The sequence below is a fragment of the Flavobacterium hibisci genome (assembly GCF_020026925.1).
GTDB lineage: Bacteria > Bacteroidota > Bacteroidia > Flavobacteriales > Flavobacteriaceae > Flavobacterium > Flavobacterium hibisci.
Genome location: NZ_JAIQDW010000004.1, coordinates 136,666 through 160,275, shown reverse-complemented (window position 1 = coordinate 160,275; position 23,610 = coordinate 136,666). Strand labels below are relative to the sequence as shown.

Annotated in this window: 24 protein-coding genes; all 24 read left to right on the top strand. The window is 30.0% G+C overall.

Annotation, left to right across the window (positions count from 1 at the left end):
• Position 1 precedes the first annotated feature (1 nt).
• The 24 genes from K8B81_RS06285 (at position 2) to neuB (ending at position 23,596) form a co-directional block, all read left to right on the top strand.
• The gene (locus K8B81_RS06285; protein ID WP_223680055.1) at positions 2 to 604 is read left to right on the top strand and encodes a sugar transferase; all 603 of its coding nucleotides are present in this window, start codon (positions 2 to 4) and stop codon (positions 602 to 604) included.
• 1 nt (position 605) lies between these two features.
• Positions 606 to 1,610, top strand: coding sequence for a ketoacyl-ACP synthase III (locus K8B81_RS06280; protein ID WP_223680053.1), 1,005 nt, complete (start codon positions 606 to 608; stop codon positions 1,608 to 1,610).
• 11 nt (positions 1,611 to 1,621) lie between these two features.
• Positions 1,622 to 1,852, top strand: coding sequence for an acyl carrier protein (locus K8B81_RS06275; protein ID WP_223680051.1), 231 nt, complete (start codon positions 1,622 to 1,624; stop codon positions 1,850 to 1,852).
• Position 1,853: 1 nt separating this feature from the next.
• Positions 1,854 to 2,906, top strand: coding sequence for a ketoacyl-ACP synthase III (locus tag K8B81_RS06270; RefSeq protein WP_223680049.1), 1,053 nt, complete (start codon positions 1,854 to 1,856; stop codon positions 2,904 to 2,906).
• Positions 2,907 to 2,912: 6 nt separating this feature from the next.
• Positions 2,913 to 3,986 carry an aromatic ring-hydroxylating oxygenase subunit alpha gene (locus tag K8B81_RS06265; RefSeq protein WP_223680047.1) on the top strand — a complete coding sequence of 358 codons (1,074 nt, stop codon included), beginning with the start codon at positions 2,913 to 2,915 and terminating at the stop codon, positions 3,984 to 3,986.
• Positions 3,986 to 4,723 (top strand): SDR family NAD(P)-dependent oxidoreductase, encoded by a 738-nt coding sequence (locus tag K8B81_RS06260; RefSeq protein WP_223680045.1) that lies wholly within the window; start codon positions 3,986 to 3,988, stop codon positions 4,721 to 4,723. Before K8B81_RS06265 ends, K8B81_RS06260 begins: the two co-directional genes overlap by 1 nt.
• Positions 4,701 to 5,351: an acetyltransferase gene (locus tag K8B81_RS06255; protein ID WP_223680043.1), complete on the top strand. Its 651-nt coding sequence runs from the start codon at positions 4,701 to 4,703 to the stop codon at positions 5,349 to 5,351. Before K8B81_RS06260 ends, K8B81_RS06255 begins: the two co-directional genes overlap by 23 nt.
• Positions 5,352 to 5,355: 4 nt before the next feature.
• Positions 5,356 to 6,501, top strand: coding sequence for a DegT/DnrJ/EryC1/StrS family aminotransferase (locus K8B81_RS06250; RefSeq protein WP_317196949.1), 1,146 nt, complete (start codon positions 5,356 to 5,358; stop codon positions 6,499 to 6,501).
• A 125-nt stretch (positions 6,502 to 6,626) separates the two neighbouring features.
• On the top strand, positions 6,627 to 7,310 hold the full coding sequence (locus tag K8B81_RS06245; protein ID WP_223680041.1) for an alkanesulfonate monooxygenase: 684 nt from the start codon (positions 6,627 to 6,629) through the stop codon (positions 7,308 to 7,310).
• Between the two features lie 1,103 nt (positions 7,311 to 8,413).
• The gene (gene rfbC / locus K8B81_RS06240) at positions 8,414 to 8,962 is read left to right on the top strand and encodes a dTDP-4-dehydrorhamnose 3,5-epimerase (protein ID WP_223680039.1); all 549 of its coding nucleotides are present in this window, start codon (positions 8,414 to 8,416) and stop codon (positions 8,960 to 8,962) included.
• A gap of 90 nt (positions 8,963 to 9,052) precedes the next feature.
• Positions 9,053 to 9,922: a dTDP-4-dehydrorhamnose reductase gene (gene rfbD / locus K8B81_RS06235; protein ID WP_223680037.1), complete on the top strand. Its 870-nt coding sequence runs from the start codon at positions 9,053 to 9,055 to the stop codon at positions 9,920 to 9,922.
• Between the two features lie 44 nt (positions 9,923 to 9,966).
• Positions 9,967 to 10,851, top strand: a complete 885-nt coding sequence (rfbA, locus tag K8B81_RS06230) for a glucose-1-phosphate thymidylyltransferase RfbA (RefSeq protein ID WP_223680035.1) — start codon at positions 9,967 to 9,969, stop codon at positions 10,849 to 10,851.
• Between the two features lie 113 nt (positions 10,852 to 10,964).
• Entirely contained in the window at positions 10,965 to 12,896 is a 1,932-nt protein-coding gene (locus K8B81_RS06225; RefSeq protein ID WP_394370716.1) for a polysaccharide biosynthesis protein, read from the top strand.
• Between the two features lie 100 nt (positions 12,897 to 12,996).
• On the top strand, positions 12,997 to 13,860 hold the full coding sequence (locus K8B81_RS06220) for an ABC transporter permease (RefSeq protein ID WP_223680031.1): 864 nt from the start codon (positions 12,997 to 12,999) through the stop codon (positions 13,858 to 13,860).
• A gap of 65 nt (positions 13,861 to 13,925) precedes the next feature.
• Positions 13,926 to 15,209, top strand: coding sequence for an ABC transporter ATP-binding protein (locus K8B81_RS06215; protein WP_223680029.1), 1,284 nt, complete (start codon positions 13,926 to 13,928; stop codon positions 15,207 to 15,209).
• Positions 15,197 to 16,036 carry a class I SAM-dependent methyltransferase gene (locus K8B81_RS06210; RefSeq protein WP_223680027.1) on the top strand — a complete coding sequence of 280 codons (840 nt, stop codon included), beginning with the start codon at positions 15,197 to 15,199 and terminating at the stop codon, positions 16,034 to 16,036. Before K8B81_RS06215 ends, K8B81_RS06210 begins: the two co-directional genes overlap by 13 nt.
• Positions 16,033 to 16,923 (top strand): glycosyltransferase family 2 protein, encoded by an 891-nt coding sequence (locus K8B81_RS06205; RefSeq protein WP_223680025.1) that lies wholly within the window; start codon positions 16,033 to 16,035, stop codon positions 16,921 to 16,923. Before K8B81_RS06210 ends, K8B81_RS06205 begins: the two co-directional genes overlap by 4 nt.
• Complete coding sequence (locus K8B81_RS06200; RefSeq protein ID WP_223680023.1) at positions 16,920 to 17,843, top strand: glycosyltransferase family 2 protein; 924 nt, start codon at positions 16,920 to 16,922, stop codon at positions 17,841 to 17,843. Before K8B81_RS06205 ends, K8B81_RS06200 begins: the two co-directional genes overlap by 4 nt.
• Positions 17,840 to 18,748, top strand: a complete 909-nt coding sequence (locus K8B81_RS06195; RefSeq protein ID WP_223680021.1) for a glycosyltransferase family 2 protein — start codon at positions 17,840 to 17,842, stop codon at positions 18,746 to 18,748. Before K8B81_RS06200 ends, K8B81_RS06195 begins: the two co-directional genes overlap by 4 nt.
• A 13-nt stretch (positions 18,749 to 18,761) precedes the next feature.
• Positions 18,762 to 19,634 carry a glycosyltransferase family 2 protein gene (locus K8B81_RS06190; protein WP_223680019.1) on the top strand — a complete coding sequence of 291 codons (873 nt, stop codon included), beginning with the start codon at positions 18,762 to 18,764 and terminating at the stop codon, positions 19,632 to 19,634.
• A 293-nt stretch (positions 19,635 to 19,927) separates the two neighbouring features.
• A complete protein-coding gene (locus K8B81_RS06185; RefSeq protein WP_223680017.1) occupies positions 19,928 to 20,938 on the top strand; it encodes a glycosyltransferase family A protein in 1,011 nt (336 codons plus the stop codon).
• 11 nt (positions 20,939 to 20,949) lie between these two features.
• Positions 20,950 to 21,882, top strand: coding sequence for a glycosyltransferase family 2 protein (locus K8B81_RS06180; protein WP_223680015.1), 933 nt, complete (start codon positions 20,950 to 20,952; stop codon positions 21,880 to 21,882).
• Positions 21,883 to 22,545 carry an acylneuraminate cytidylyltransferase family protein gene (locus K8B81_RS06175; protein WP_223680013.1) on the top strand — a complete coding sequence of 221 codons (663 nt, stop codon included), beginning with the start codon at positions 21,883 to 21,885 and terminating at the stop codon, positions 22,543 to 22,545.
• A 10-nt stretch (positions 22,546 to 22,555) separates the two neighbouring features.
• On the top strand, positions 22,556 to 23,596 hold the full coding sequence (neuB, locus tag K8B81_RS06170; RefSeq protein ID WP_223680011.1) for an N-acetylneuraminate synthase: 1,041 nt from the start codon (positions 22,556 to 22,558) through the stop codon (positions 23,594 to 23,596).
• The last annotated feature ends 14 nt before the right edge of the window (positions 23,597 to 23,610 follow it).

Here is a 23,610-nt window from a genome sequence, read left to right as displayed (position 1 = left end):
TATGTATAATAGCTTTATTAAAAGAATGATTGATTTTGTTAGTTCTTTATTTGGATTACTATTATTAAGTCCAATATTAATAATAGTGACTATTAGTTTGTTTTTTGCCAATCAAGGAAAACCTTTTTTCTTTCAGTTACGTCCTGGTAAGAATGGAGAAATCTTTAAAATTATTAAATTCAAAACAATGAATGATAAAAAAGATGCAGGCGGAAATTTACTTTCAGATAGCGAAAGATTAACGGCTGTTGGCTCTTTTGTTCGTAAAACATCTTTGGATGAAATTCCACAATTATTGAATGTCATTAAAGGAGATATGAGTCTGATAGGTCCCAGACCATTGCTTCCTCAATACCTCAAGTTATATTCTGATTTTCAGAAAAGAAGGCATGAAGTAAAACCAGGTATTACAGGTTGGGCACAAGTTAATGGGCGTAATGCAATTTCTTGGGAAAAGAAATTTGAATATGATGTTTGGTATGTTGATAATACTAGTTTAATGTTAGATTTAAAAATATTTTTTTTAACAGTAAAAAAAGTGTTTTTCAGAGAAGGTATTAATATGCAAGGTCAAGTAACAACAGAAGCATTTAAAGGAAATTAATATGGGAGCTATTATAAAAGCAATAGAATATGTTTATCCAAAAAACAAAGTTACTAACGAAGACTTGGTTAGAGAATTTCATAATTACGATTTTTCCAAATTTGAAGTGAAGGTGGGAATTAAGAATCGATATTGGGTAGGCGAAAAAGAGACTGCTCTTGATTTGGCTGTTCAAGTTTGTGAAAAACTTTTTGAATCTCAAGATCGTCAAGAAATAGATTATGTTCTATATTGTACGCAAAGCCCAGAATATTTTTTACCCACAACAGCTTGTGTCTTGCAAAATAAGTTAGGGTTAAAAAAAAATATAGGCGCATTAGATTTTAATTTAGGGTGTTCAGGTTTTACTTATGGAGTTAGTTTAGCAAAAGGATTAATTACTTCTGGACAAGTTAAAAACGTGTTATTAGTAACGGCAGAAACTTATTCTAAATACCTTCATCCGAAAGACAAATCCAATAGAGCTATTTTCGGTGATGCTGCAACGGCTACTTTACTCTCTTTTGATGAAATTGAGGGTTTAGGTGAATTCCTTTTTGGGACTGATGGTTCAGGATATGACAAACTTATTGTGAAAAACGGTGCTTCTCGATTTCAATTTGATCCACAATCACCTGAAATTGTCTACGGGACAGACAATACCTATACAGATAATCATTTGTACATGAACGGACCTGAGGTATTTAACTTTACAAGTGAAGTGATTCCTAATTTTACAAAGGAAATTTTAGAAAAAAACAATGTAAAAACAGAAAATATAAATCAATTTGTTTTTCATCAAGCAAATGCTTTTATGCTTAATTTTATTCGCAAAAGATTAAAAATTGTAACTGAGAATTTTTTCATTGATTTAGAAGATGGAGGGAACACAGTTTCATGTACCATTCCAATTGCTTTAAAGAAGTACAGTCAATCTATAGAAAAAGAAACAACAATTGCTATTGTTGGATTCGGTGTCGGCCTTTCTTGGTCAGGAGGATTGATAAAAATTAAAAATAAATTATAAAACATAGAATTATGAATAAAAATGAATTCATTTTAGGATTAGCAGAAGAATTAGAGATCGAAACTACATTAGAAAACACTACAAATCTTAAAGATTTAGATGAGTGGGATTCTATGACTGCAATGGTATTGATTGGTTATATCTCTAATGAATTTAACATTACTTTAAACGCAGATGATTTAAAAGAAATTACAACCATTGACTCTTTAATAGAAAGAATTGGGTTGGATAAATTTAATTAATATGTTTCAAGAGTTTAGTGGAGTAGAAATAAAGGCAATTTCAGCTTGTGTCCCTAAAAGAAAAATTTCAAATGATACTTTTGGAGAGTTATTATCAGCAAAGGAATTAAGAATTTTTGAAAAAACAGTAGGAATTGTAGAAAGACGCTGGGCAGATGAAAATGTCACAGCATCTGATCTTGGTTATGTTGCTGCATTAGATTTATTTAGCCAATATGCTCTTCAAAAAGAAGAAATTGATTGTTTGATTTTCTTGAGCCAAACCTCTGATTTTAAGATACCTTTTACGTCAAATATTCTTCAATCTAGATTAGGCCTAAAAAAAGAAATATTGTGTTTGGACATTAATGCAGGTTGTGCAGGATTTATTCAAGGCTTAAGCACAGCTTTTGCTTTGGCAAAAACAATAAAAAATGGTAAAGTGCTTTTTATTGTTGCAGAAACCTTATCAAAAATTTTATCAAATAATGATAGGAGTACGTCGATGCTTTTTGGAGATGGTGCTTCTGCTATATTAATTCAAAATTCAGATGATGAGAATATGAAATCTTTTTTTAATTTTTTTTCTGACGGATTAAATGCCACGGCAATTCAAATTCCAGATGGTGGTTACCGTAATGGGATCACTAAAGAAAGTTTTGATGTGGTAACTGATGAAAAAGGTAATCAAAAATCAAAATTAAATCTATCTATGGATGGTCCTAAAGTTTTTGATTTTACATTAAGAGAAATTTCAGGAAGTATAGAGAATTTATTTCAAAGAGCAAGTACGTCTAAAGACTCAATAGATTACTTTTTATTGCACCAATCCAATCAATTTATAATTAAGCAAATCGCTTCCCAGTTGCAAATTTCTTCCGAAAAGATGCTTATAAATATTCAAGATTTTGGAAATACAAGTGGTGTTTCAATTCCACTTTTAATTTGTTCTAAAGAAGAAGAATTGAAAAAGTCTAAAAAAATTCTAATGAGTGGATATGGTTCAGGGTTAAATTGGGGTAATTGCATAATTGATGTGTCTAAAGCTCATATTTTTAATATAACAGAAATATAATAGTTGATGAAAGCTTTAATAAAACCAAACGAATATTTTGAAAAGGACGTTTTCGAAAAAGAAAAAGTAGATCTTTTTTCTCAAATTTGGAACTTTGTAGGGTTTACTTCTGACTTTTCTGAAGTTAATGATTTTGTAGTTTCTAATATTTCTGGAACTCCGGTTGTGGTTCAAAATCTTAAAGGAATAATTAGAGCTTTCAAAAACGTTTGTTCGCACAGACACTCCTTGATTCAAACTGTAGAAAAAGGCAATCGTCCGTTAATGTGTCCTTATCACGGCTGGGCTTATAATGATAAAGGTATTCCATTCGGAATTCCTAAAAAACCATTTTTTAGTTTTACAAAAGAGGAGTTAGAATGCCTTAAATTAGAAGAATTTTCAGTTGAAATTTGTGGGACTTTAGTTTTTTTGAAAATAAATTCAGATGAAATTTCGTTGCAAGATTATTTAGGAAATTTTTATTCAGATGTTGAAAAAATGTCTAAAAATTTTGGAAAATTAGTTGATTTAAATGAAATTGAAATTACTTCAAATTGGAAAATTGTAGTTGAAAATACTTTAGAAAGTTATCATGTTGCTTTGATCCATTCTGAAACTTTTCAGAAATTAGGTGCCAAAGGTTTAGAATTTACTTTTTCTGAAAATCATTCTCGTTGGGATGCTGATGTTTTACTACAAGAAAATGAAGGAAAACAAGAAAAAGTACATCGGCCATTTCAAGTAAGAGACTATAAAATAAAAGGTTATAAACATTTAATTTTGTTTCCTAATATTTTAATTTCTTCTACTTATGGAATATCATTTAATTTATCACATATTATCCCGATAGATGAGAATACAACTTTATTTAAAAGCTATGTATTTATTACTAAAAAAGAAGAGTCAGGAAAAGTAAGTCCAGTTGAAAAAATGTACGAAGACAGTTTAGTTGATTTCAATAGAAAAGTTTTTGACGAAGACAAAGCTATTTGTCAACAGGTTCAAAAAGGTGTAAAATTCTCATCATATGATGGCGAATTAAGCCAAGAAGAAGAAAGAGTACTTTATTTTCAGAAAAAATATAAAGAATTTTTATAATGATAAAAGAAAAAAAAATACTAATAACAGGTGCGACTTCTGGAATAGGTTTGGCGCTTTGTGAATTTTTATTAAATAATAATTGTAATGTAATTGCTGTTGGAAGAGATGAAAGCAAAATTACAGGTTTACAAAATCAGTTTGAAAGTGCTTTAAAATTTGTATCATTAGATTTAACTGAATTTGCATCTTATCCAAAAATATTTGAAGAATCACTTGCTGCAAATAAATTTGATGGATTTGTTCATTGTGCTGGTATGGAAGAAACACTTCCGTTAACAATGTATAATCCTGAAAGTGTTAGTAAAATATTCAATATCAATGTTTTTTCTGGTATTGAATTACTACGTTCCTTCTCTAAAAAGAAATATTCTAATGACGGCGCAAGTATAGTTTTCATTTCATCAGTAATGGGAGAATTGGGGCAACCAGGAAAAATAGGTTATTGTGCTACAAAATCTGCTGTTCTCGGAGTGGTAAAATCATCAGCACTAGAATTAGCAAAAAGAAAATTTAGAGTAAATGCAGTTTCGCCAGGAGTCGTAAATACGCCAATGACACAAAAATTATTTTCGCAAATTGAAGAGAGTAACATCGAAAGAATTAAGCAAATGCATCCCTTAGGAATTGGTGATGTTGAAGATGTTGTACCAATAATTTCTTTTTTGCTTTCGGATAATAGTAAATGGATTACTGGGCAAAATATTAAAATAGATGGAGGATATTCAATTCAATAATTCAGAAATTATTATTATCGGTGCTGGCGGACTTGCAAGAGAAATTGTGAGCTGGCATAATACTTCAAAAAAAGATTTAGATACTAAAATTATAGGTTTTTTAGATGATAATTTGAATGCATTAGATAGTTTTACTACAGATTTAAAAATTTTAGGTAAAGTTGATATAAATTTCATTAAGAAAAATCAATCTGTAATTTTTGCGATTTCTAATGTAGAAACTAAAAAAAGATTTTTAAAAAACGCATTAGATTTTTCTGTGCATATTTCTAATTTCATTCATGAATCTTGCTACATTGGCGAAAGAACTACTTATGGAAAAGGCTTGGTGATGCATCCGTATTCAATTGTTTCATGCGATACATCTATTGGTGATTTGGTTTTTATTAATAATGGATCTCAAATTGGGCATGATGTAGTTATTGGTGATTTTACCAGTATTATGGCAAATGTTGATATTGGAGGAGGAGCTATTATTGGAAATAATGTGTTCATAGGCTCTAATGCAGTTATATTACCAGGTGTTAAGGTTCCAGATAATACAAGAATTGGAGCGGGTTCTGTTGTAATAAAATCAATAAAACAGGTTGGGACGTACTTTGGAAATCCTGCCAAAAAAATATTTTAATAAATTGAATAATTCTAAAATTTGGCTTTCTTCACCTCATATGGGAGGAAACGAACAAAAATTTGTTAACGAAGCTTTTGATACCAATTGGATAGCGCCTTTAGGCCCTAATGTAAATGGATTGGAAGCGGATTTAGAAAATTATTTAGGCAAGAATTCTTATGTGGGGGTCTTAAGCTCAGGAACAGCAGCAATTCATTTAGGTCTAATTTTATTAGACGTAAAAGCAGGAGATGAGGTAATTTGTCAAAGTATGACTTTTTCGGCTTCTGCAAATCCAATTATGTATCTAGGGGCCACTCCTGTTTTTGTAGATAGCGAAACTGAAACATGGAATATGTGCTCAGAATCACTAGAACAAGCTATCATTGATAGAGTTGCTAAAGGTAAAAAACCCAAAGCTATTATTGCAGTCCACCTCTATGGGATGCCTTACAATGCAGAAGCGATTAATGCAGTTGCTACAAAATATGAAATTCCAGTTTTAGAAGACAGCGCTGAAGCGTTAGGAAGCCACTATAAAAAACAAAAATGCGGTACTTTTGGAGATATTGCAATCCTTTCTTTTAATGGAAATAAAATTATTACCACTTCGGGAGGAGGTGCTATAGTTACTAAAAATAAAGAAATAAAAGATAAAGCTGTTTTTCTTTCAACCCAAGCTCGTGATAATGCACCTCACTATCAGCATAGTGAAGTTGGTTATAATTATAGAATGAGCAATGTTTGTGCGGGCATAGGTCGTGGGCAAATGGAAGTCCTAGATAAACACATAAAATTGAGAAGAGAAATGCACTTTTTCTATAGTATTTTCTTTCAAAATATAGATGGCGTCCATATTTTGAAGGAACCAAGTGAGGATTATTTTTCTAATCATTGGCTTTCTGCAATTACTATTGATCCTGATAAAACAAACGGTAAAACGAGTGAGCAATTAAGGCTTGCGTTTGAACTAGCAAATATTGAAAGCCGTCCGCTTTGGAAACCGATGCATTTGCAGCCTATTTTTGCAGATTGCTCTTATTATGGTGGGAAAGTCGCAGAAAATTTATTTGCAAACGGTTTATGTCTGCCTTCGGGATCTAATCTTAGTACAATAGAAAGAGAAAGGATTAAAAAAGTTTTAGAACGGTTTTTTGAATATAAATAACGTTAGTATTTAGTATGAGTGATCTTTTAATTTTTTTAGTAAATCAATTTTAAACCTTAATGGCTAACTTTTAATAAAATGGAATATGAAAAGATACGTTGTATGTGAATTTTAAACTTGAAATTATGTTTGCACTAGCTGCTATAGCGTATGCTTTTTCAATATTTATTGATGTTTCTGTTTATCATTTTAAATATTACATACAGGATAGTAAGAATATTCGATATCTTTTGTCATTAATAAATATATTTCAATATTCCTCTAGAGGTTTTATTTTGATATTTATACCCATTATGGCCTATGTGACCGAATCTATAAAAGATAAAAATGAAGTATGGCTTATCACGATATTGGCTCATTTTTTGGTAATAGTGTTCTTGCTGCCGTTATATTCCTATAAATTCACTTCGCTTTTTTCTAAAAAGGTGATTACAATTTTAAATCGTTTTTTTGGAAAATCAAAACCTTTCCAATTAGAAGAAATAAAAAACACACCCTCCTTTCAAATTAAATATTTGTCCAATAATTGGCTTTTATTTGGAACTAATTATATTGCAGGTTTCTTATTTTCTATAAGCATTACTTTTTTATATTATGTAAGTTTTTCTTTTCCTCAAAAGGCTTTGATGCTTAGTTCTTTTACCCAGGTAATTAATATGTTCGGATCTATGCTATTAATTTTATTTATAGATCCAGGAATTATGGGCGCAATTGATGATGGAGGAGGACATAAAGAAATACGTATATTGACTACAAGTCGTATTTTAGTTCATGTAACTTTAGTTTTAATTCTTATTTGTATTAGATGATCCTATTGTTATTTATTGTATTGTGTGTGTTTTTATCCTTTTATTTAGGCTGTTTTGATAGTGAGAATTTAACAAGAAAAAGAATTTCTATTGCATGTTTTGTCATTTCCTCTATTTTTTTAAGAATCCTGTTAAAAGCGGATTACAATAATGATTATTATCTTTATTATAATTTTCAAATTTTTCATAAACCTACCAGTCTTTTATCATTTTTCATAAATGAACCTTATCTCTATAGTGTTTATTCTTTTTTTAAGCTTTTTACACCTATCAAAGAGACTGTTTTTATATCTATGTATTGGTTTAATTTTACTATTTCAACCTTGTTTTTTGTTTGGTTATTACTAAGAAAAGACATTGAATTATACAAAAAAATGATAATATTTGTTTTTTATTACTTTGTTATCACATACGTTGTGTTAAGGAATGGTCCAGTCTATATCTTATTTGCATTATACTTTTATTATACTTTTAGGAACAAAAAATTTAATTTGGTTTTAATTACTCCATTGTTGCATATAAGCTCTTCACTACTCTTGATTACTTTTATTCATAATTATAGGTATTATTTTAGAATTCTTATAATTCTTCCTTTATTGCTTTTTTTGTTTGTCTTTATATTGATTCCTTTTTTGTCTGCATTTGAAGAGTTTCAAACTATTATATCTAAAATTAATATATATTCAGCTGGAATAGTCACCATTGGAATTATGCACAAATTATTTTTTGTATTCATTGTTCTTTTATATATTTTATTTTATTTTTTTTATAAAAGAAAAATCCTGCATCCTATTTTAGTTACTACTTTCCTTCTTTATGCAGTAACGTATTTTATAAATCCAGTCGTAGCTTTTCGTTTTTCTCCTTATTTTATATTTGCTATGATGCTGTATCCTCTAAAGGAGTTTTTCAAAGCCAAAAACTTGCGAATGCTAAATTTATCCACAGTTTTGCTTTTTCCTATTTTTGTTTATGCGATGTTTAATTCTCATCGTAACGAGTTGTTTATGATGATTTTTAATAATTAAAAAGGATTCAATTTTTTTATTAGGTAATTTTTGAATGTAATATAATAGGGATTATTCCCGTTTTTAAATAATTTTATGAAAACAGAAACCACAAAAATAAAAGATTTACTAATTATTCATCCTACGATTTTTGAAGATGAACGCGGTTATTTTTTTGAGGCATATAATCAAGCAAAATTCAATAAAGAAGAGATAAAGTATCAATTTATACAAGATAATCAATCTTTTTCTAAAAGAGGGGTAATTCGTGGGTTGCATTTACAGATTAATCCTTTTGCTCAAGCTAAATTAGTACGGGTTTTAGAAGGTGAGATTTTGGATGTCGCAGTAGATTTGCGCAAAAAATCTCCTACGTATGGCCAACATGTAAGTGTATTGTTGAGTGCAGAAAATAAAAAACAATTGATGATACCTCACGGATTTGCGCATGGTTTTTCGGTGTTAAGTGAAACAGCTTCTGTAATGTATAAAGTAGATCAACTGTATGATAAAAATAGCGAAAGAGGTATTCATTTTGACGATCCTACTTTAAATATTGATTGGCAGCTCGAAGCCAATGAAATTATTATATCCGAAAAAGATTTGATTTTACCACATTTCAAAGATATAGACTGGGAATTTTAATATTAGAAATGGGCATAATTAGGATTTGGGAGTAAAGAACAATGGGAATCTGCTATTCCATATTCTATAAAAAATAATATAAATCAACTTATGAAAAAAATATTGATAACAGGAGCCAAAGGTCAATTAGGCTCAGAATTGAATTTGTTGTCTTCTGTCTATTCTCAATTTGAATGGGTTTTTACCGATTGGCAAGAGCTCGATTTGTGTGATTTGGAAAATTTAGAATCTAACATTGCTATGATCAATCCGCAAATTATTATCAATTGTGCGGCACATACGGCAGTTGATAAAGCAGAATCTGAGACTGAATTGTCGGATGTACTAAATCATCAGTCGGTTGCCATTATGGCAAAATGGAGTTCTCAAAATAACTGTAAACTTATTCACATTTCAACAGATTACGTTTTTGATGGAAATTCGTCAATTGCTTTAACAGAAACCGCTGCAACAAATCCTATAAATATTTATGGCGTTACAAAATTGGCAGGTGAAAAAGCATGTTTGGAACAAAATCCAGCCGCAATTATTATTCGAACTTCTTGGGTCTATTCCAGTTTTGGAAATAATTTTGTGAAAACAATGTCTCGATTAATGCAAGAAAAAAAGAGTCTCAATATCGTAAACGATCAAATAGGTAGTCCCACCTATGCCGCTGATTTAGCTCAAGCTATTATGACGATTATTAGTTACCCCAATTGGGTAGCTGGTATTTATAATTTTTCCAATGAGGGAGAAATAAGTTGGTATGAATTTGCTTTAGCTATACAAGAAATTGGGGGTTTTGAATGTGAAATTATCGGAATAGCCTCTTCTAACTATCCAACTCCAGCCAAGCGACCTATGTTTTCTTTGCTAGATAAATCTAAAATAAAAACTACTTTTGAAGTAGTAGTACCAGAGTATAAAGAGAGCTTAAGAAAATGTATGCAATTACTTCGTAACTCTAAAAAAAGATAAGTGAATAAATGTAAATAGTATTTGCATTCAAAATATAAAATATTATGAAAGGAATTATATTAGCCGGAGGTTCCGGCACCCGTTTACATCCATTAACACTAGCTATGAGCAAGCAAATGATGCCAGTGTATGATAAACCAATGATTTATTATCCATTATCAACACTAATGATGTCCGGGATAAATGAAATATTGATTATTTCTACACCTCACGATTTACCTAATTTTAAAAAACTGTTAGGAGACGGTTCTAACTTGGGATGTAAATTCAGTTATGAAGAACAGGCTGTTCCAAATGGTTTGGCCCAAGCTTTTGTAATCGGTGAAGAATTTATAGGTACTGATGATGTAGCTTTAATATTGGGCGATAACATTTTTTTTGGGTCTAATATGCAGGAACTTTTGAAATCAAATACAAAGCCGAACGGAGGTGTTGTTTTTGCATATCATGTTTCTGATCCCGAAAGGTATGGAGTAGTAGAATTTGATGAAAACCTGCAAGCTATTTCCATTGAAGAAAAGCCGGAAAACCCAAAATCAAGTTACGCAGTTCCGGGATTGTATTTTTATGATAATTCAGTTGTAGAAATTGCGAAAAGCATTCAGCCAAGTGCCAGAGGTGAATATGAAATTACCGATGTAAACAAAGCATATTTAGAAAGAGGATTGCTAAAGGTTGGTATTTTAAGCAGAGGGACAGCCTGGCTTGATACAGGGACGTTTAATAGTTTAATGCAGGCTGGACAATTTGTTCAGGTTTTAGAGGAAAGACAAGGATTAAAAGTAGGCTGCATTGAAGAAATTGCGTGGCGACAAGGGTTTATCTCAGATAGGGAACTAGAAAAACTTGCTTTACCATTGATTAAATCAGGATATGGTTCTTATCTAATGGAATTTTTAAGACAGAAAAAAAAAGGAAACCCATTTTAATTTTAAAAGAAGATTTTTTTAAAACCATTAATTAGTATTTTTGTAAGTGTAATTTTTCAATACTAAAGATAACTAGCTTGGATACAAACCCATTAACTAAAATAGCAGCTTTTTTGTACAATAAATTTTCTCCAAGAAATATTAAAGCAAACATTAATAATCTTAGTTATTTGCCAAGATGGATTATTGTTGCCATTGATATAATGGTTCTTTTGTTTTCATTTACATTTACTTATATGCTGTTTGAAGGCACAGCGATAGGTTATATAGTAACTTCATATGGTTTTTATTTCGTATCAAGTCTTATTATTGTTAATATATTTTTTTTCTGGCTATTTAGAACATATTCCGGAATTATTAGGCACTCTTCATATATAGATGCAATAAAGCTGTTGTTTTCTCAAATGTCAGTTTTGATTTTCTTTTTGATTTTTAATTTAGTTTTTGAATTATATTCTGGACACAAGGCATTTTTAAATACAGCACTTTTTATAAACTTAGTACTGTCCTTTTGTGGGTTATTTTTATACAGAGTAGTTGTAAAACAAACTTTTGAAATTTATTTTTCTGAAAAAACTGATTCAAAATTAATTAGGACAGTTATTTATGGAACAGATGCTAACGCAATTTCTGTAGCAAATGCATTAAAATTTGAAACTCCTTCAAGATTTAAGATAGTTGGTTTTGTAGATAAAAACAGCCAGAATGCATCTAAAAGAATGTTAGATTTACCTATATTAATTCAAAAGAAAAAATTACCTGCTTTGATGCGTTCCGTAGCTGCTGAAGCTGTTATTATTGCAGACAAAAGTTTGTCTAAAGATGAACAGTTGATTATTGTTGACCAATGTTTAGAATTCAACTACAGAGTATACACAGTGCCATTAATTTCTGATTGGGAAAATCAAAAAGAAATTTCTCAAAAAGTTAAGAATATTCAGATTGAAGATCTATTAGAAAGGAAACCAATTGTATTAGACAGTAAATCAATATCTAAACAATTAAAAGATAAAGTCATACTCATTACAGGTGCAGCAGGTTCTATTGGCAGTGAAATTGTAAGACAGGTTTTAGGTTTTAACCCTAAAACGATAGTGATTTTAGACCACGCAGAGACTCCTTTGCATAATTTATGTTTAGAAACCCTTGCGTTAGACTCTCAAACTAAAATAAGAGCTGTTATTGCAGATGTTAAAAGTAAAAAGGCTTTAGAAAAAGTCTTTACTGATTTTAGGCCACAGGTTGTTTTTCATGCCGCTGCTTATAAGCATGTTCCTTTAATGGAAGAAAACCCTTCACAAGCAATACTTACAAATGTCAAAGGAACTAAAAACTTAGCAGATTTATCTTGTAAGTACAATGTAAAGAAATTTGTAATGGTTTCTACAGATAAAGCTGTAAATCCTAGCAATGTAATGGGAGCCAGTAAACGCATTGCAGAAAAATATGTTCAGTCGTTATTTTTAAAAAATCAAAAAGAACAGCCAGAGTGTAAAACTAAATTTATTACTACCCGTTTTGGGAATGTTTTAGGCTCTAATGGCTCAGTAGTTCCGTTATTTACTAAACAAATTGCGGCAGGAGGTCCGGTAACAATTACTCATCAGGATATTATTCGTTATTTTATGACTATTCCTGAAGCTTGTCAGCTAGTTTTGGAGGCAGGAGCAATGGGAAATGGTGGAGAAATTTATATATTTGATATGGGAAAACCGGTAAGGATTATTGACTTAGCTAAAAAAATGATTAAGTTAGCCGGTTTTATTCCTGACAAAGAGATAAAAATAAAAATTGTTGGTCTTAGACCAGGTGAAAAATTATATGAAGAATTGTTAAATGATACTTCTAAAACTTTGCCTACTTATCACAATAAAATTATGATAGCCCAGGAAATACAAGATGAATATGAAACTTTGCATTGTGAAATTGAAGAACTCATTGCAATTGCAAATTTTTATAGTAATGAAGAAATAGTAAGTAAAATGAAAAAAATTGTTCCTGAATTTAAAAGCATGAATTCTACTTTTGAAGTTCTTGATAAGTAAATAAATGTTTTAAATCATAATATAGAAAGGTGTTTAAGAAAAGCACCTTTTGCTTTTTTTAAATCTTTTTGAATAGGTAAAAAATCCTGTTAATTATAAAATGGATACTACAGATAATAAAGACTGGTTGTTCGAAATAACACCAAAAAACAACTTTTTTTCTTTAAATTTTAAAGAAATTTGGCAATATCGCGATTTGTTATTTTTGTTTGTAAAACGAGATGTTATTACAGTTTATAAACAAACTGTGTTAGGGCCACTTTGGTATTTGATACAGCCATTATTTACATCTGTGACATTTACCATAATTTTTAATAATGTAGCAGGAATTAACACAGGTACAATACATCCATTTTTATTTAATTTGGCAGGAATTACAGTCTGGAATTATTTTACTGCGTGTCTTACAGGTACATCAGATACATTTAAAACCAATGCAAGCATTTTTGGGAAAGTCTATTTTCCTAGAATCATTACGCCTCTTTCAATTGTAATTTCTAATTTAGTTAAATTCGGAATTCAGTTTTTAATTTTTATATTATTTTATATTTTTTATTACTTTCAGGGATATAATTTAAAACTGAATACTTCTGTTTTATTTTTTCCAATTCTAATTGCAGTAATGGGTATTTTAGGATTAGGATTAGGAATGTTAATCTCATCTATGGTTACTAAATATCGTGATTTTAGTCATTTAATTACTTTTGGAATATCATTATTGATGTATTTGTCGGCGGTAGTGTATCCAATGGCATTGATAAAAGACAAATTGCCTAAGTTTGGCTGGCTAGTAGAGTATAATCCATTGGCATATATTATCGAAACTTCACGCTATATGCTTTTAAGTACGGGACAAATTTCAATATTAGGATTATTCTATACTTTTTTAGTTACGACAGCATTATTTTTTATTGGCCTTTTGATTTTTAATAGAACTGAAAAAAGTTTTATAGATACCGTATAAAATATTATTAAAAATCAATTCCAAAATATTCTAAATACCTATTACCTTAAAATCCAATTCTAAAATTGAAAGATGTAATTTTAAAAGCCGAAAATATTTCTAAGCAATATCGTTTAGGACAAGTTGGCACGGGAACATTAAGCCATGACCTGAATCGTTGGTGGCATCAGATACGGGGCAAAGAAAATCCGTATTTAAAGATAGGTGACACCAATGACCGATCTACAAAAGGGACATCAGATTATGTTTGGGCATTGCAGGATATCAATTTTGAGGTTCAACGTGGAGAAGTACTTGGAATTATTGGCAAGAACGGAGCCGGCAAATCAACACTTTTAAAAATTCTATCGAAAGTAACCGCGCCGACTACCGGAAGCATTAAATCACGTGGCAGAATTGCTTCGCTTTTAGAAGTCGGTACAGGATTCAACGGAGAGATGACCGGACGTGAAAATATTTTTTTAAATGGAGCAATTCTGGGAATGACTAAAAAGGAAATTGCTTCAAAATTAGATGAAATTATAGAATTTTCAGGATGCGAACGTTATATTGATACCCCGGTAAAAAGATACAGTAGCGGAATGACTGTTCGATTGGCATTTGCCGTAGCTGCTTTTTTGGAACCTGAAATTTTGGTTATTGATGAAGTTTTGGCCGTAGGAGATGCAGAGTTTCAAAAGAAAGCCATTGGTAAGATGCAGCACATTTCGAAAGGTGAAGGGAGAACGGTTTTGTTTGTGAGTCATAATATGGCAGCTGTGAAGAGTTTATGTACAAGAGGAATTGTGATGGAGAATGGGAGAATTGTTTGTCAGGGAAGTATAGATGAGGCTATTGATGTATATTTTAATGACTCAGTTAAAAATGCTTCAAAAAAATGGAATAAAAATTTAGCACCTAAAACAGATTTTTTACAATTATTGGAGGCTAAAGTTTTAAATGAAAAAGGTGAAGTTGTTTATAATCATTCTATATCAGATGAAATACAAATTGAATTCACATATGAAATTTTAATAGAAAATGAATTATTTACACACGGATTTAATTTATTTAATTCACACAACATACATATTTTAAGCTCTCATGATAAATTCTCATCTACATTGAAAGAAGCACCGAAACTAGGCATCCACAAAAAGAGAATAATAATTCCGAGAAATTTATTAGCGGAAGGTGGGTACAGTTGTAGTTTTGCTATTATGCGCTATGGACCATTTCACGTAGAATTTCATGAAAATGATATTTTGGGGTTTAATATTATAGATGAAGTTGGTGATAAAACAGCCAGAGGAGATTACTCTGGTCATTTTCCAGGATTAATAAGACCAAATTTACAATGGGTAAAATAGAAAAAAAAACAGGCGAAAGATTAGAGTTTTATAATTTTTCAAATGTAACTGTGGAACATCTTCATCGATATGCTCTAGCAGTTGATTTTATTAAAGATAAAATAGTTTTAGATATAGCTTCAGGTGAAGGTTATGGCTCTTATATGCTATCAAAGAGTGCGCTATCTGTTACAGGTGTTGACATTGACCAAAATACAATTAAAAATGCTCAAAGCAAGTATGTAAAAGATAACCTTAATTATATTGTAGGAAGTGCCGATGAAATTCCGGTCGAGTCTAAAAGTATTGATGTTGTAGTTAGTTTTGAAACAATCGAGCATCATGATAAGCATGATGAAATGTTTGCTGAAATCAAAAGGATTTTAAAGCCTGATGGTGTTTTAATTATGTCTTCTCCGGATAAAAAATATTATTCTGATTTAACAGGTCAAGTCAACCCATTTCACATAAGAGAATTATATTTTGAAGAGTTTAAAAGTCTATCTAAGCGATTTTTTTTAAATACTGATTTTTATTATCAGGTAGCTTATAATTTAAATTCATATATTAATCACGTTGATGATTTTGAGAAAACAGTGATTTATAGAGGAGATAATTTCGATTTAAAAAAGTTAACAATTGAGCCTGTATATAATATTTTAATTGCTTCTTCCATTCAAATAGAAAAGGTAGGACCTTCTATTTTTGATGGAATTGAAATATCTAAAAAAATCAATGACCATATAAAATCTAGTATGATTACGAATATCAAAAAAACTTTTTCATATAGAATAGGTAATTTTTTAATATATCCTTTTTTTTTAATTAAAAGAGTTATAAAAAAATGAGTAATCTACCATTAGTTTCTATATGTGTTCCGACATACAATGGTGAAAAATATCTGAAAGAAACTTTAGAGAGCATTCAAGTCCAAACGTATACAAATGTAGAGATAATTATTAGTGATGATGGATCAATTGATAAAACTTTGGATATTGTTAATAGATTTAAAGTGTTAAGTAATTTTCCTTTTTATATCTATCACCATAAGCCAAAGGGCATTGGAGCAAATTGGAATAATTGTATAAAAAAAGCAAATGGGGAATTTATTAAATTTCTATTTCAGGATGATGTTATGGAATCCGATTGTATTGAAAAAATGATTTTTGTTTATAAAGAAAACCCTCACATTGGTTTGCTTGCAAGTAAAAGATCTTTTATTATCGAACAAAATGCTGTAGGAGAGTATACTAGTAATTGGATAAAAAAATATAAAAATCTACAAGTTGGAATAAGTCAAAAAAATAATAATGTTTTAGTATTAGATAATCTTTTATTTAAGAGTGATCATTTTAGTAAATCTCCACTAAATAAAATTGGGGAGCCTAGTGTGGTAATGTTTAAAAAAGATATTGTAAATAAAATTGGGTACTTTAGGACTGATTTGAAGCAAATTTTGGATTACGAATTTTGGTATAGAATTTTAAAAGAAAATACAATTATCATAATTGATTTGCCATTGGTGAAATTTAGAATTCATGAGAATCAGGCTACAAATGTGAATCGCAAACAGAATATTGATGATTATAATATCTATGATAAAATTTTATATAAAGAATATTTTAAATTATTAAACAATGAGCATCAGTCAAGATTGAAATATAAATTCTCGTTTATTTCAAAAATAACTCGAAAATTGATGGTTTTATTTGGTTCAAAATTAAAAAAGAAATGAAAATCGTAGTTGTCATTGTTACTTATAATCCCAAAAAGTGGTTGGAGAAATGTTTGAATAGCATTATGCAAAGTACTATTTTTTTGGAGACAATTATAATTGATAATAAGTCAACAGATGGTTCACCTCTAATAATTAAAAATAAGTTTCCAGAAGTAACACTTATAGAATCAAATGAAAATCTGGGATTTGGTAGGGGTAATAATATTGGTATAGCAAAGGCTTTTTCTGATGGGGCAGATTATGTTTTCTTGCTTAATCAGGATGCCTGGATACAACCTGATACAATTACAGATCTTATGATAGCACATCAGAAGGAACCCCAATTTGGTATTGTAAGTCCAATGCATCTGAATGGGAATGGTAATGCGTTAGATTATAAATTTTCCAAATATATAAATCCGGAAAGGTGCTACAATTTATATTCAGATATTTTTTTAAATATAATTAAGAAAAAAATATATCCCGTTAATTTTATTAATGCTGCAGCATGGTTAATTTCGCGGGAATGTCTAGAAATTGTAGGAGGATTTAATCCTTCTTTTTTTCATTATGGAGAAGATGATAATTATGTGCAAAGGATTAAATTCCATGGCTTTAAAATTGGTGTTTGTCCTAATTCTATAATTTATCATGATAGAGAAACAACTTCTGAAAATCGCTATTTTACAGATGACAAAATAGTTTACAGCCGAAGTGTTATTTTGAATATGTCTAATCCGATAAATCAATTTTTTTTTGGAAAAGAATATAAAAAATGTTATGCTTCTTTATGTAAGTCACTTGTTTTATTTAAAAAAAAAGAAATTATACAGTTTTTTAAAAGAATTAAAATGTTGAATCATTTAAATAAGAAACAAATTATAAAAAATAGAGAAGAATCCTGTAAAATGCAACCCTCTTTTTTAAATATTAAATGAATCCATTAATATCTATTATAATCCCAATTTACAATCGTGCAAATTTAATTGAGGAAACACTTGATTCAATAGTAGCGCAAACCTATCAAAATTGGGAGTGCATTATTGTCGATGACGGAAGTACAGATAATACTTTTGAAATTGTCAATAATTATATAAAAAAAGATTCCAGATTTCAAATTCATAACAGACCTATTGACAAACTTCCTGGTGGTAATGCAGCCCGAAACTATGGATTTGAATTAAGCAGGGGAGAATTTATAAATTGGTTTGATAGTGATGATATAATGTTTCCAGATAAAATTGAGCGTAAAGTGAACTTGATATTAAAAAATGAATATGATTTTGTAGTTTGCAAAGGGGCTATATTTGAGAGTTTGCCAATGATAGAAGCAATACCGTGGCCACTACATTTAGAAGGGAACGTACTACTCAATCATATATTAGGAAAAATTTCATTTGTCACTAATGGTCCCTTGTTTAAAAAAGATTTTTTATTGAAAAATAAACCACTTTTTAATGAAAAACTTACAGTGAGACAAGAATGGGAATTTTTTAACAGACTATTAATCGAGAGTCCTAAAATTGCAGTTTGTAATGATCCTCTCTATTTTTTCAGAACATTAAATTCAGGGATTAGAAATAAACATGATTTTAATAAATATAAAAGTAGAATAGTTGCAGAAAGGCTTACTCTAATTAATCTAAAACAAAAGAAATTGATGTTTACTACTAACGAATGGTACATTTATAGAAAAAAAATTATCAGACGTAATGTCGATTTTTATAAAACATTCCCTTTTGCTGTTAAAATGAGATTGTTACTTTATATTTTAACAACCATCTTAATGAGCTTTGATTTTAATTTAATTAAAACGTACATTACAATAAAGAGTCAGAGATAAATAATAAAATTAAATGAAAAACTTTTTTTTGGTAATTCCGACCAGAGACAGAATAGGGTATTTATCTGATTTGTTATTAGACTTAAATGCTTTTGAGAAATACATTTCACAGGTTATAATTGTTGATCAAAGTCTTATTGATATAGAACCAGATCTTAATAAACTGCCCTTGAATTATAATTTCAATTTTGTAAAAAATAAGAGAGAAAAATCTGTAAATGATTCAAGAAATAAAGCTTTAAATTTTTATAAGGATGAAGAGTGGCTATTTTTTTTGGATGATGATTTACGTATTCCAAGTGAGGCATTTGAGCAAATTGTAGCCGTTTTGCAACCAAATGTTATTGATGTGTTGATTCCTGGGATTCGATTTGAAGGTATGGAAGATAAAGAATTTAAATATGGTTCTATGATTGACACTATAGCTAAACCTCGTAATTTTTCAAAAGGAAGGTTTCGTTTACAAGTGTGTTCTGGTCTAAATGTTGTTAAAAGAAAAGTATTTAAAGAAGCAGGATTTTTTTTTGACGAACATTTTACTATTTGGGGTGATGATTGGGATTACGGAATGCGCTTATTACAAGCTGGAGCTAATATTTATTTTGAACCCCGAATTTTGGTTGAGCATTTAAATGCTCCATCAGGGGGACAAAGAGATAAGGCAGAGTTATTGAATGTAGCCTTAGAGAAACAAAAATTACATTTTTATTTTTACAGAAAGCATTTCCCTAAAACAGTGGTGAAACAACAATTGTACTTGGGAATCATTGAAGGGATCAAGATTTTTTTCAATTCTTTTAAGATAAATTATTTATTAAACTTAATTAAAGGATATAAAATCTCAAATACGATGAGTATGGGTAGTAACTTTAATCAACTCATATAATTTTAGAAATAAAATTATATGAAAATACTTATCGTTGCCATTGTGATGGGTGTTTTTCCTATACAGTTTAATCCAGAGGAGTAATCGGAGAGATAATTTGTGATGGTAAAGATGGTTTTTTGATATAAGCTCCAGAATCTATATCTAATATGCAAAATTTGATTTTGAAAACAATTTCAAAATGCTTATTTGATATAGAGTGCTGCATTGGAAAATAATATTTTAGCAAAAAATAGGTTAGATTATAACCAAAATAGAATAAAAGTTATTAATATTTATAAACGAATTTTAAAATGAGAATAGGTTATAATCCCAATAAAAACAAAATCCAGGATGAATCTGTTTTTTTGCATCAGGTTATTATACCGGTATACATACCTTCTCATAGCGGTTATTTCAAGGATAGTTTTGCTATTTTGAAATTATGTTTAGAATCTCTTTTTAACACGGTTCACAAAAAAACTTTTATTACTATTGTCAATAATGGAAGTGATAAGGTTGTTTCAGATTATCTGGATTTACTTTTTAAAGAAAATAAAATTCAAGAACTCATTCATACTGAAAATATTGGGAAATTAAATGCTATTCTTAAGGGTTTAGCAGGCAATAACATACAACTGGTTACTATTTCAGATTCAGATGTTTTTTTTCTCCCTAATTGGCAATTAGAAACTGTAAAAGTGTTCAGAGAAGTACCTAAAGCCGGTGTAGTTGGCATTGTTCCCCAATTTAAAACTTATGAGAGCAATTGCGGAAACGTGTTGTTTGATACATTGTTTACCTCAAAACTTCAATTCTTGCCAGTTAAAAACAAAGAAGCTTTGATTCGTTTTTATGATAGTATTGGATGGGATAGAAATTACAATCAGGATTATCTGGAATATAATCTGGGGTTGAAAATTAATGAAGAATTAAATGTTTTAATAGGATCAGGACATTTTGTAGCGACTTATAAAAAAGATGTTTTTGAAAATATTACTACTTATATAGGCTATAAAATGGGGGGGGATAGTGTAGGATATCTGGATAGGCTGCCATTACAAAAAGATTACTGGAGATTAAACACTTATGATAACTACGCTTATCACATGGGAAATACATTGGAAGACTGGATGTATAATGAGAGAAACCATAAAAAGGAAAATAGTATTGTTTCATATAACTTTACGAAAAGAAAACAAATAAACAGTATTGCCTATTTTATAAAAAATCGGCTTTTTGTTAAGTTTATCTCAGTAAAATTCACTGTAAAATTTTTTCTGAAATGGAAAAAATTACCTGATACCATGATTGCAAAATATTAATAATCGAAAATATGGTTAAAAAATTTTCAATTTTAATATCGACCAAAAACCGTTTAGACGATTTGATATTTACGCTTAAGAAAATCAATCATTTAATCCATAGGGATGATGTTGAATGTGTAGTTTTTGATGACGGTTCCAATGATGGGACTACAAATTATATAGCACATAATTATCCTGAAATTATTTTGCATTCCAACAAAGTTTCAAAGGGATATTTGTATTGCCGAAACAAAATGTTAAATGAAACAAATGCTGAATTTGCAATATCATTAGATGATGATGCTCATTTTATTACAGATGAACCATTAGAACTTATATCTGATTACTTTCTTCAAAACCCTAAGGCTGGAGTACTCGGATTTAGAGTATTTTGGTCAAAAGAAATTCCTGAAAATATATTTTCAAATGATTTGCGTGGCAGGATGAAAAGTTTTGTTGGTTGTGGACATGTATGGAGAATCTCGGTATGGCGTGAAATACCAAATTATCCAGAATGGTTTGTTTTTTATGGTGAAGAGAATTTTGCGTCCTATCAATTGTTAAAAAAAAAATGTGAAATACATTATCTGCCAGATGTTTTAGTCCATCACAGGGTAAGCTTAAAAGACAGGAGAAATGCTTCAGACTATAGTCTTAGATTAAGAAATTCTCTACGAGCCGGATGGTATTTGTATTTTTTATTTTTGCCTCTTAACCTTATTCCAAGAACTATGGCATCCTCTGTCTGGATACAATTAAAATTAAAAGTTTTCAAAGGAGATTGGGCTGCATTACAATCCATTTTATTGGCTATGAAAGATTTATTATTGGCTTTTCCCAAAATTGCTAAAAATGCAAATCGATTAACAAATGCAGAATACAAACTGTATCAGGAATTGGCTGACGCAAAATTATATTGGAAACCTGAAGATGAATTGCAAACAAGCAAAATCGATTTTTAGATGAAAACTATTGCTATGATTCCAGCCCGGGGTGGTTCAAAAAGATTACCCAAAAAAAATGTAAAATTATTAGGCGGAATTCCATTAATTGCTCATAGTATTTTATTTGCTCAGCAGAATACTGATATTATTGATGAAATTTACGTCTCAACAGATGATTTAGAAATAAAGCAAATTGCACTAGAGTTTGGAGCTAAAGTAATTGACAGGCCGCGATCTTTATCAGGAGATTTGGAGCCAACAGTTTCTGCTCTTAAAAATGTATTGGAGCAGATTGATGCGAATATAGAAAATGTTGTTCTTTTACAGCCTACAAGTCCGTTACGGCCAAAAAGTTTACTAAAAGAGGCTTTTGATATTTATGAAAAAGAGAATTATGAAAGTCTTTTTAGTATTTCAAGAAATCATCAGAAATTTGGTAAATTATCAGGTAATAAGTTTGTTCCTTTTAATTATACAATTGGACAGAGAAGCCAGGACTTGGAACCTCTGTTTTTTGAAAACGGATTACTTTATATTACAAAAGCAAAGCTGATTTTAGATAATATTATTATTTCAGAAAATGCCTTTCCATTCGAAGTAAATCATATTTTTGCCAATGTAGATATCGATACCCAGGAAGATTTTGAGTATGCTGAATATCTTTTATCAAAAAACTCATAACATATATTTTATGAATCCATATATAGAAATTGCAGGAAGAAAAATAGGTCAGGATTATCCACCTTTGGTTATAGCCGAAATAGGAATTAATCATGAAGGTTCTTTACTAGTAGCCAAAGAAATGGTAGATGCAGCCCATAAAGCCGGAGTTGAAGTTGTCAAACATCAGACTCATATTGTCGAGGATGAAATGAGCGGAGCTGCAAAAAAAGTGATTCCTGGTAATGCTGATGTTTCTATATATGAAATCATGGAACGATGTTCACTAAACGAAGCAGATGAATTAGAACTAAAAAATTATGTAGAAAGCAAAGGAATGATTTTTATTTCTACGCCATTTTCGCGTGCTGCTGCAGACCGTTTGAAAAACTTTGATATACCTGCTTATAAAATTGGCTCTGGGGAATGCAATAATTATCCATTGTTAGAACATATTGCTTCTTTTGGGAAGCCTGTTATTCTGAGCACAGGAATGAATACAATTGAAAGTATTCAGAAAGCAGTTGCTATTTTTGATGAACATAATATTCCTGTTGCTTTATTGCATACAACAAACTTATATCCAACACCTATTCATTTGGTCCGTTTTGGTGCCATGATAGAGATGCATGAGGCTTTTCCAAATAAAGTATTTGGCTTATCTGATCACACTTTAAATAATAATGCCTGTTTGGGAGCGGTAGCGCTAGGCGCAAGCATATTAGAAAGACATTTTACAGATCATATGCAGCGAACAGGTCCTGACATTATATGTAGTATGGATGAAAAAGCCTGTCAGGAATTAATTGTTTCAAGTTCAGAAATAGCTTTGATGCGTGGCGGAACTAAAAAACCAGCGCTAGAAGAACAAGTTACAATTGATTTTGCATTTGCAACTGTATGTGCTATAAAACCAATTAAAAAAGGCGAAAAATTATCAAAAGAAAATATTTGGGTAAAACGACCGGGAACAGGTAAAATCCTGGCGGAACATTTTAATGATTTGATTGGAAAAAAAGCTGTTAGGGATATTGATAATGATGAACAATTAGATTTTTCTGATTTTGATTAAGTTATTTAAATAAT

Excerpts from the sequence above, each read along its gene's own strand:
- K8B81_RS06285 (WP_223680055.1), top strand. The coding sequence starts at position 2 with ATGTATAATAGCTTTATTAAAAGAATGATTGATTTTGTTAGTTCTTTA.
- K8B81_RS06280 (WP_223680053.1), top strand. The coding sequence starts at position 606 with ATGGGAGCTATTATAAAAGCAATAGAATATGTTTATCCAAAAAACAAA.
- K8B81_RS06275 (WP_223680051.1), top strand. The coding sequence starts at position 1,622 with ATGAATAAAAATGAATTCATTTTAGGATTAGCAGAAGAATTAGAGATC.
- K8B81_RS06270 (WP_223680049.1), top strand. The coding sequence starts at position 1,854 with ATGTTTCAAGAGTTTAGTGGAGTAGAAATAAAGGCAATTTCAGCTTGT.
- K8B81_RS06265 (WP_223680047.1), top strand. The coding sequence starts at position 2,913 with ATGAAAGCTTTAATAAAACCAAACGAATATTTTGAAAAGGACGTTTTC.
- K8B81_RS06260 (WP_223680045.1), top strand. The coding sequence starts at position 3,986 with ATGATAAAAGAAAAAAAAATACTAATAACAGGTGCGACTTCTGGAATA.
- K8B81_RS06255 (WP_223680043.1), top strand. The coding sequence starts at position 4,701 with ATGGAGGATATTCAATTCAATAATTCAGAAATTATTATTATCGGTGCT.
- K8B81_RS06245 (WP_223680041.1), top strand. The coding sequence starts at position 6,627 with ATGTTTGCACTAGCTGCTATAGCGTATGCTTTTTCAATATTTATTGAT.
- rfbC (WP_223680039.1), top strand. The coding sequence starts at position 8,414 with ATGAAAACAGAAACCACAAAAATAAAAGATTTACTAATTATTCATCCT.
- rfbD (WP_223680037.1), top strand. The coding sequence starts at position 9,053 with ATGAAAAAAATATTGATAACAGGAGCCAAAGGTCAATTAGGCTCAGAA.
- rfbA (WP_223680035.1), top strand. The coding sequence starts at position 9,967 with ATGAAAGGAATTATATTAGCCGGAGGTTCCGGCACCCGTTTACATCCA.
- K8B81_RS06220 (WP_223680031.1), top strand. The coding sequence starts at position 12,997 with ATGGATACTACAGATAATAAAGACTGGTTGTTCGAAATAACACCAAAA.
- K8B81_RS06210 (WP_223680027.1), top strand. The coding sequence starts at position 15,197 with ATGGGTAAAATAGAAAAAAAAACAGGCGAAAGATTAGAGTTTTATAAT.
- K8B81_RS06205 (WP_223680025.1), top strand. The coding sequence starts at position 16,033 with ATGAGTAATCTACCATTAGTTTCTATATGTGTTCCGACATACAATGGT.
- K8B81_RS06200 (WP_223680023.1), top strand. The coding sequence starts at position 16,920 with ATGAAAATCGTAGTTGTCATTGTTACTTATAATCCCAAAAAGTGGTTG.
- K8B81_RS06195 (WP_223680021.1), top strand. The coding sequence starts at position 17,840 with ATGAATCCATTAATATCTATTATAATCCCAATTTACAATCGTGCAAAT.
- K8B81_RS06190 (WP_223680019.1), top strand. The coding sequence starts at position 18,762 with ATGAAAAACTTTTTTTTGGTAATTCCGACCAGAGACAGAATAGGGTAT.
- K8B81_RS06185 (WP_223680017.1), top strand. The coding sequence starts at position 19,928 with ATGAGAATAGGTTATAATCCCAATAAAAACAAAATCCAGGATGAATCT.
- K8B81_RS06180 (WP_223680015.1), top strand. The coding sequence starts at position 20,950 with ATGGTTAAAAAATTTTCAATTTTAATATCGACCAAAAACCGTTTAGAC.
- K8B81_RS06175 (WP_223680013.1), top strand. The coding sequence starts at position 21,883 with ATGAAAACTATTGCTATGATTCCAGCCCGGGGTGGTTCAAAAAGATTA.
- neuB (WP_223680011.1), top strand. The coding sequence starts at position 22,556 with ATGAATCCATATATAGAAATTGCAGGAAGAAAAATAGGTCAGGATTAT.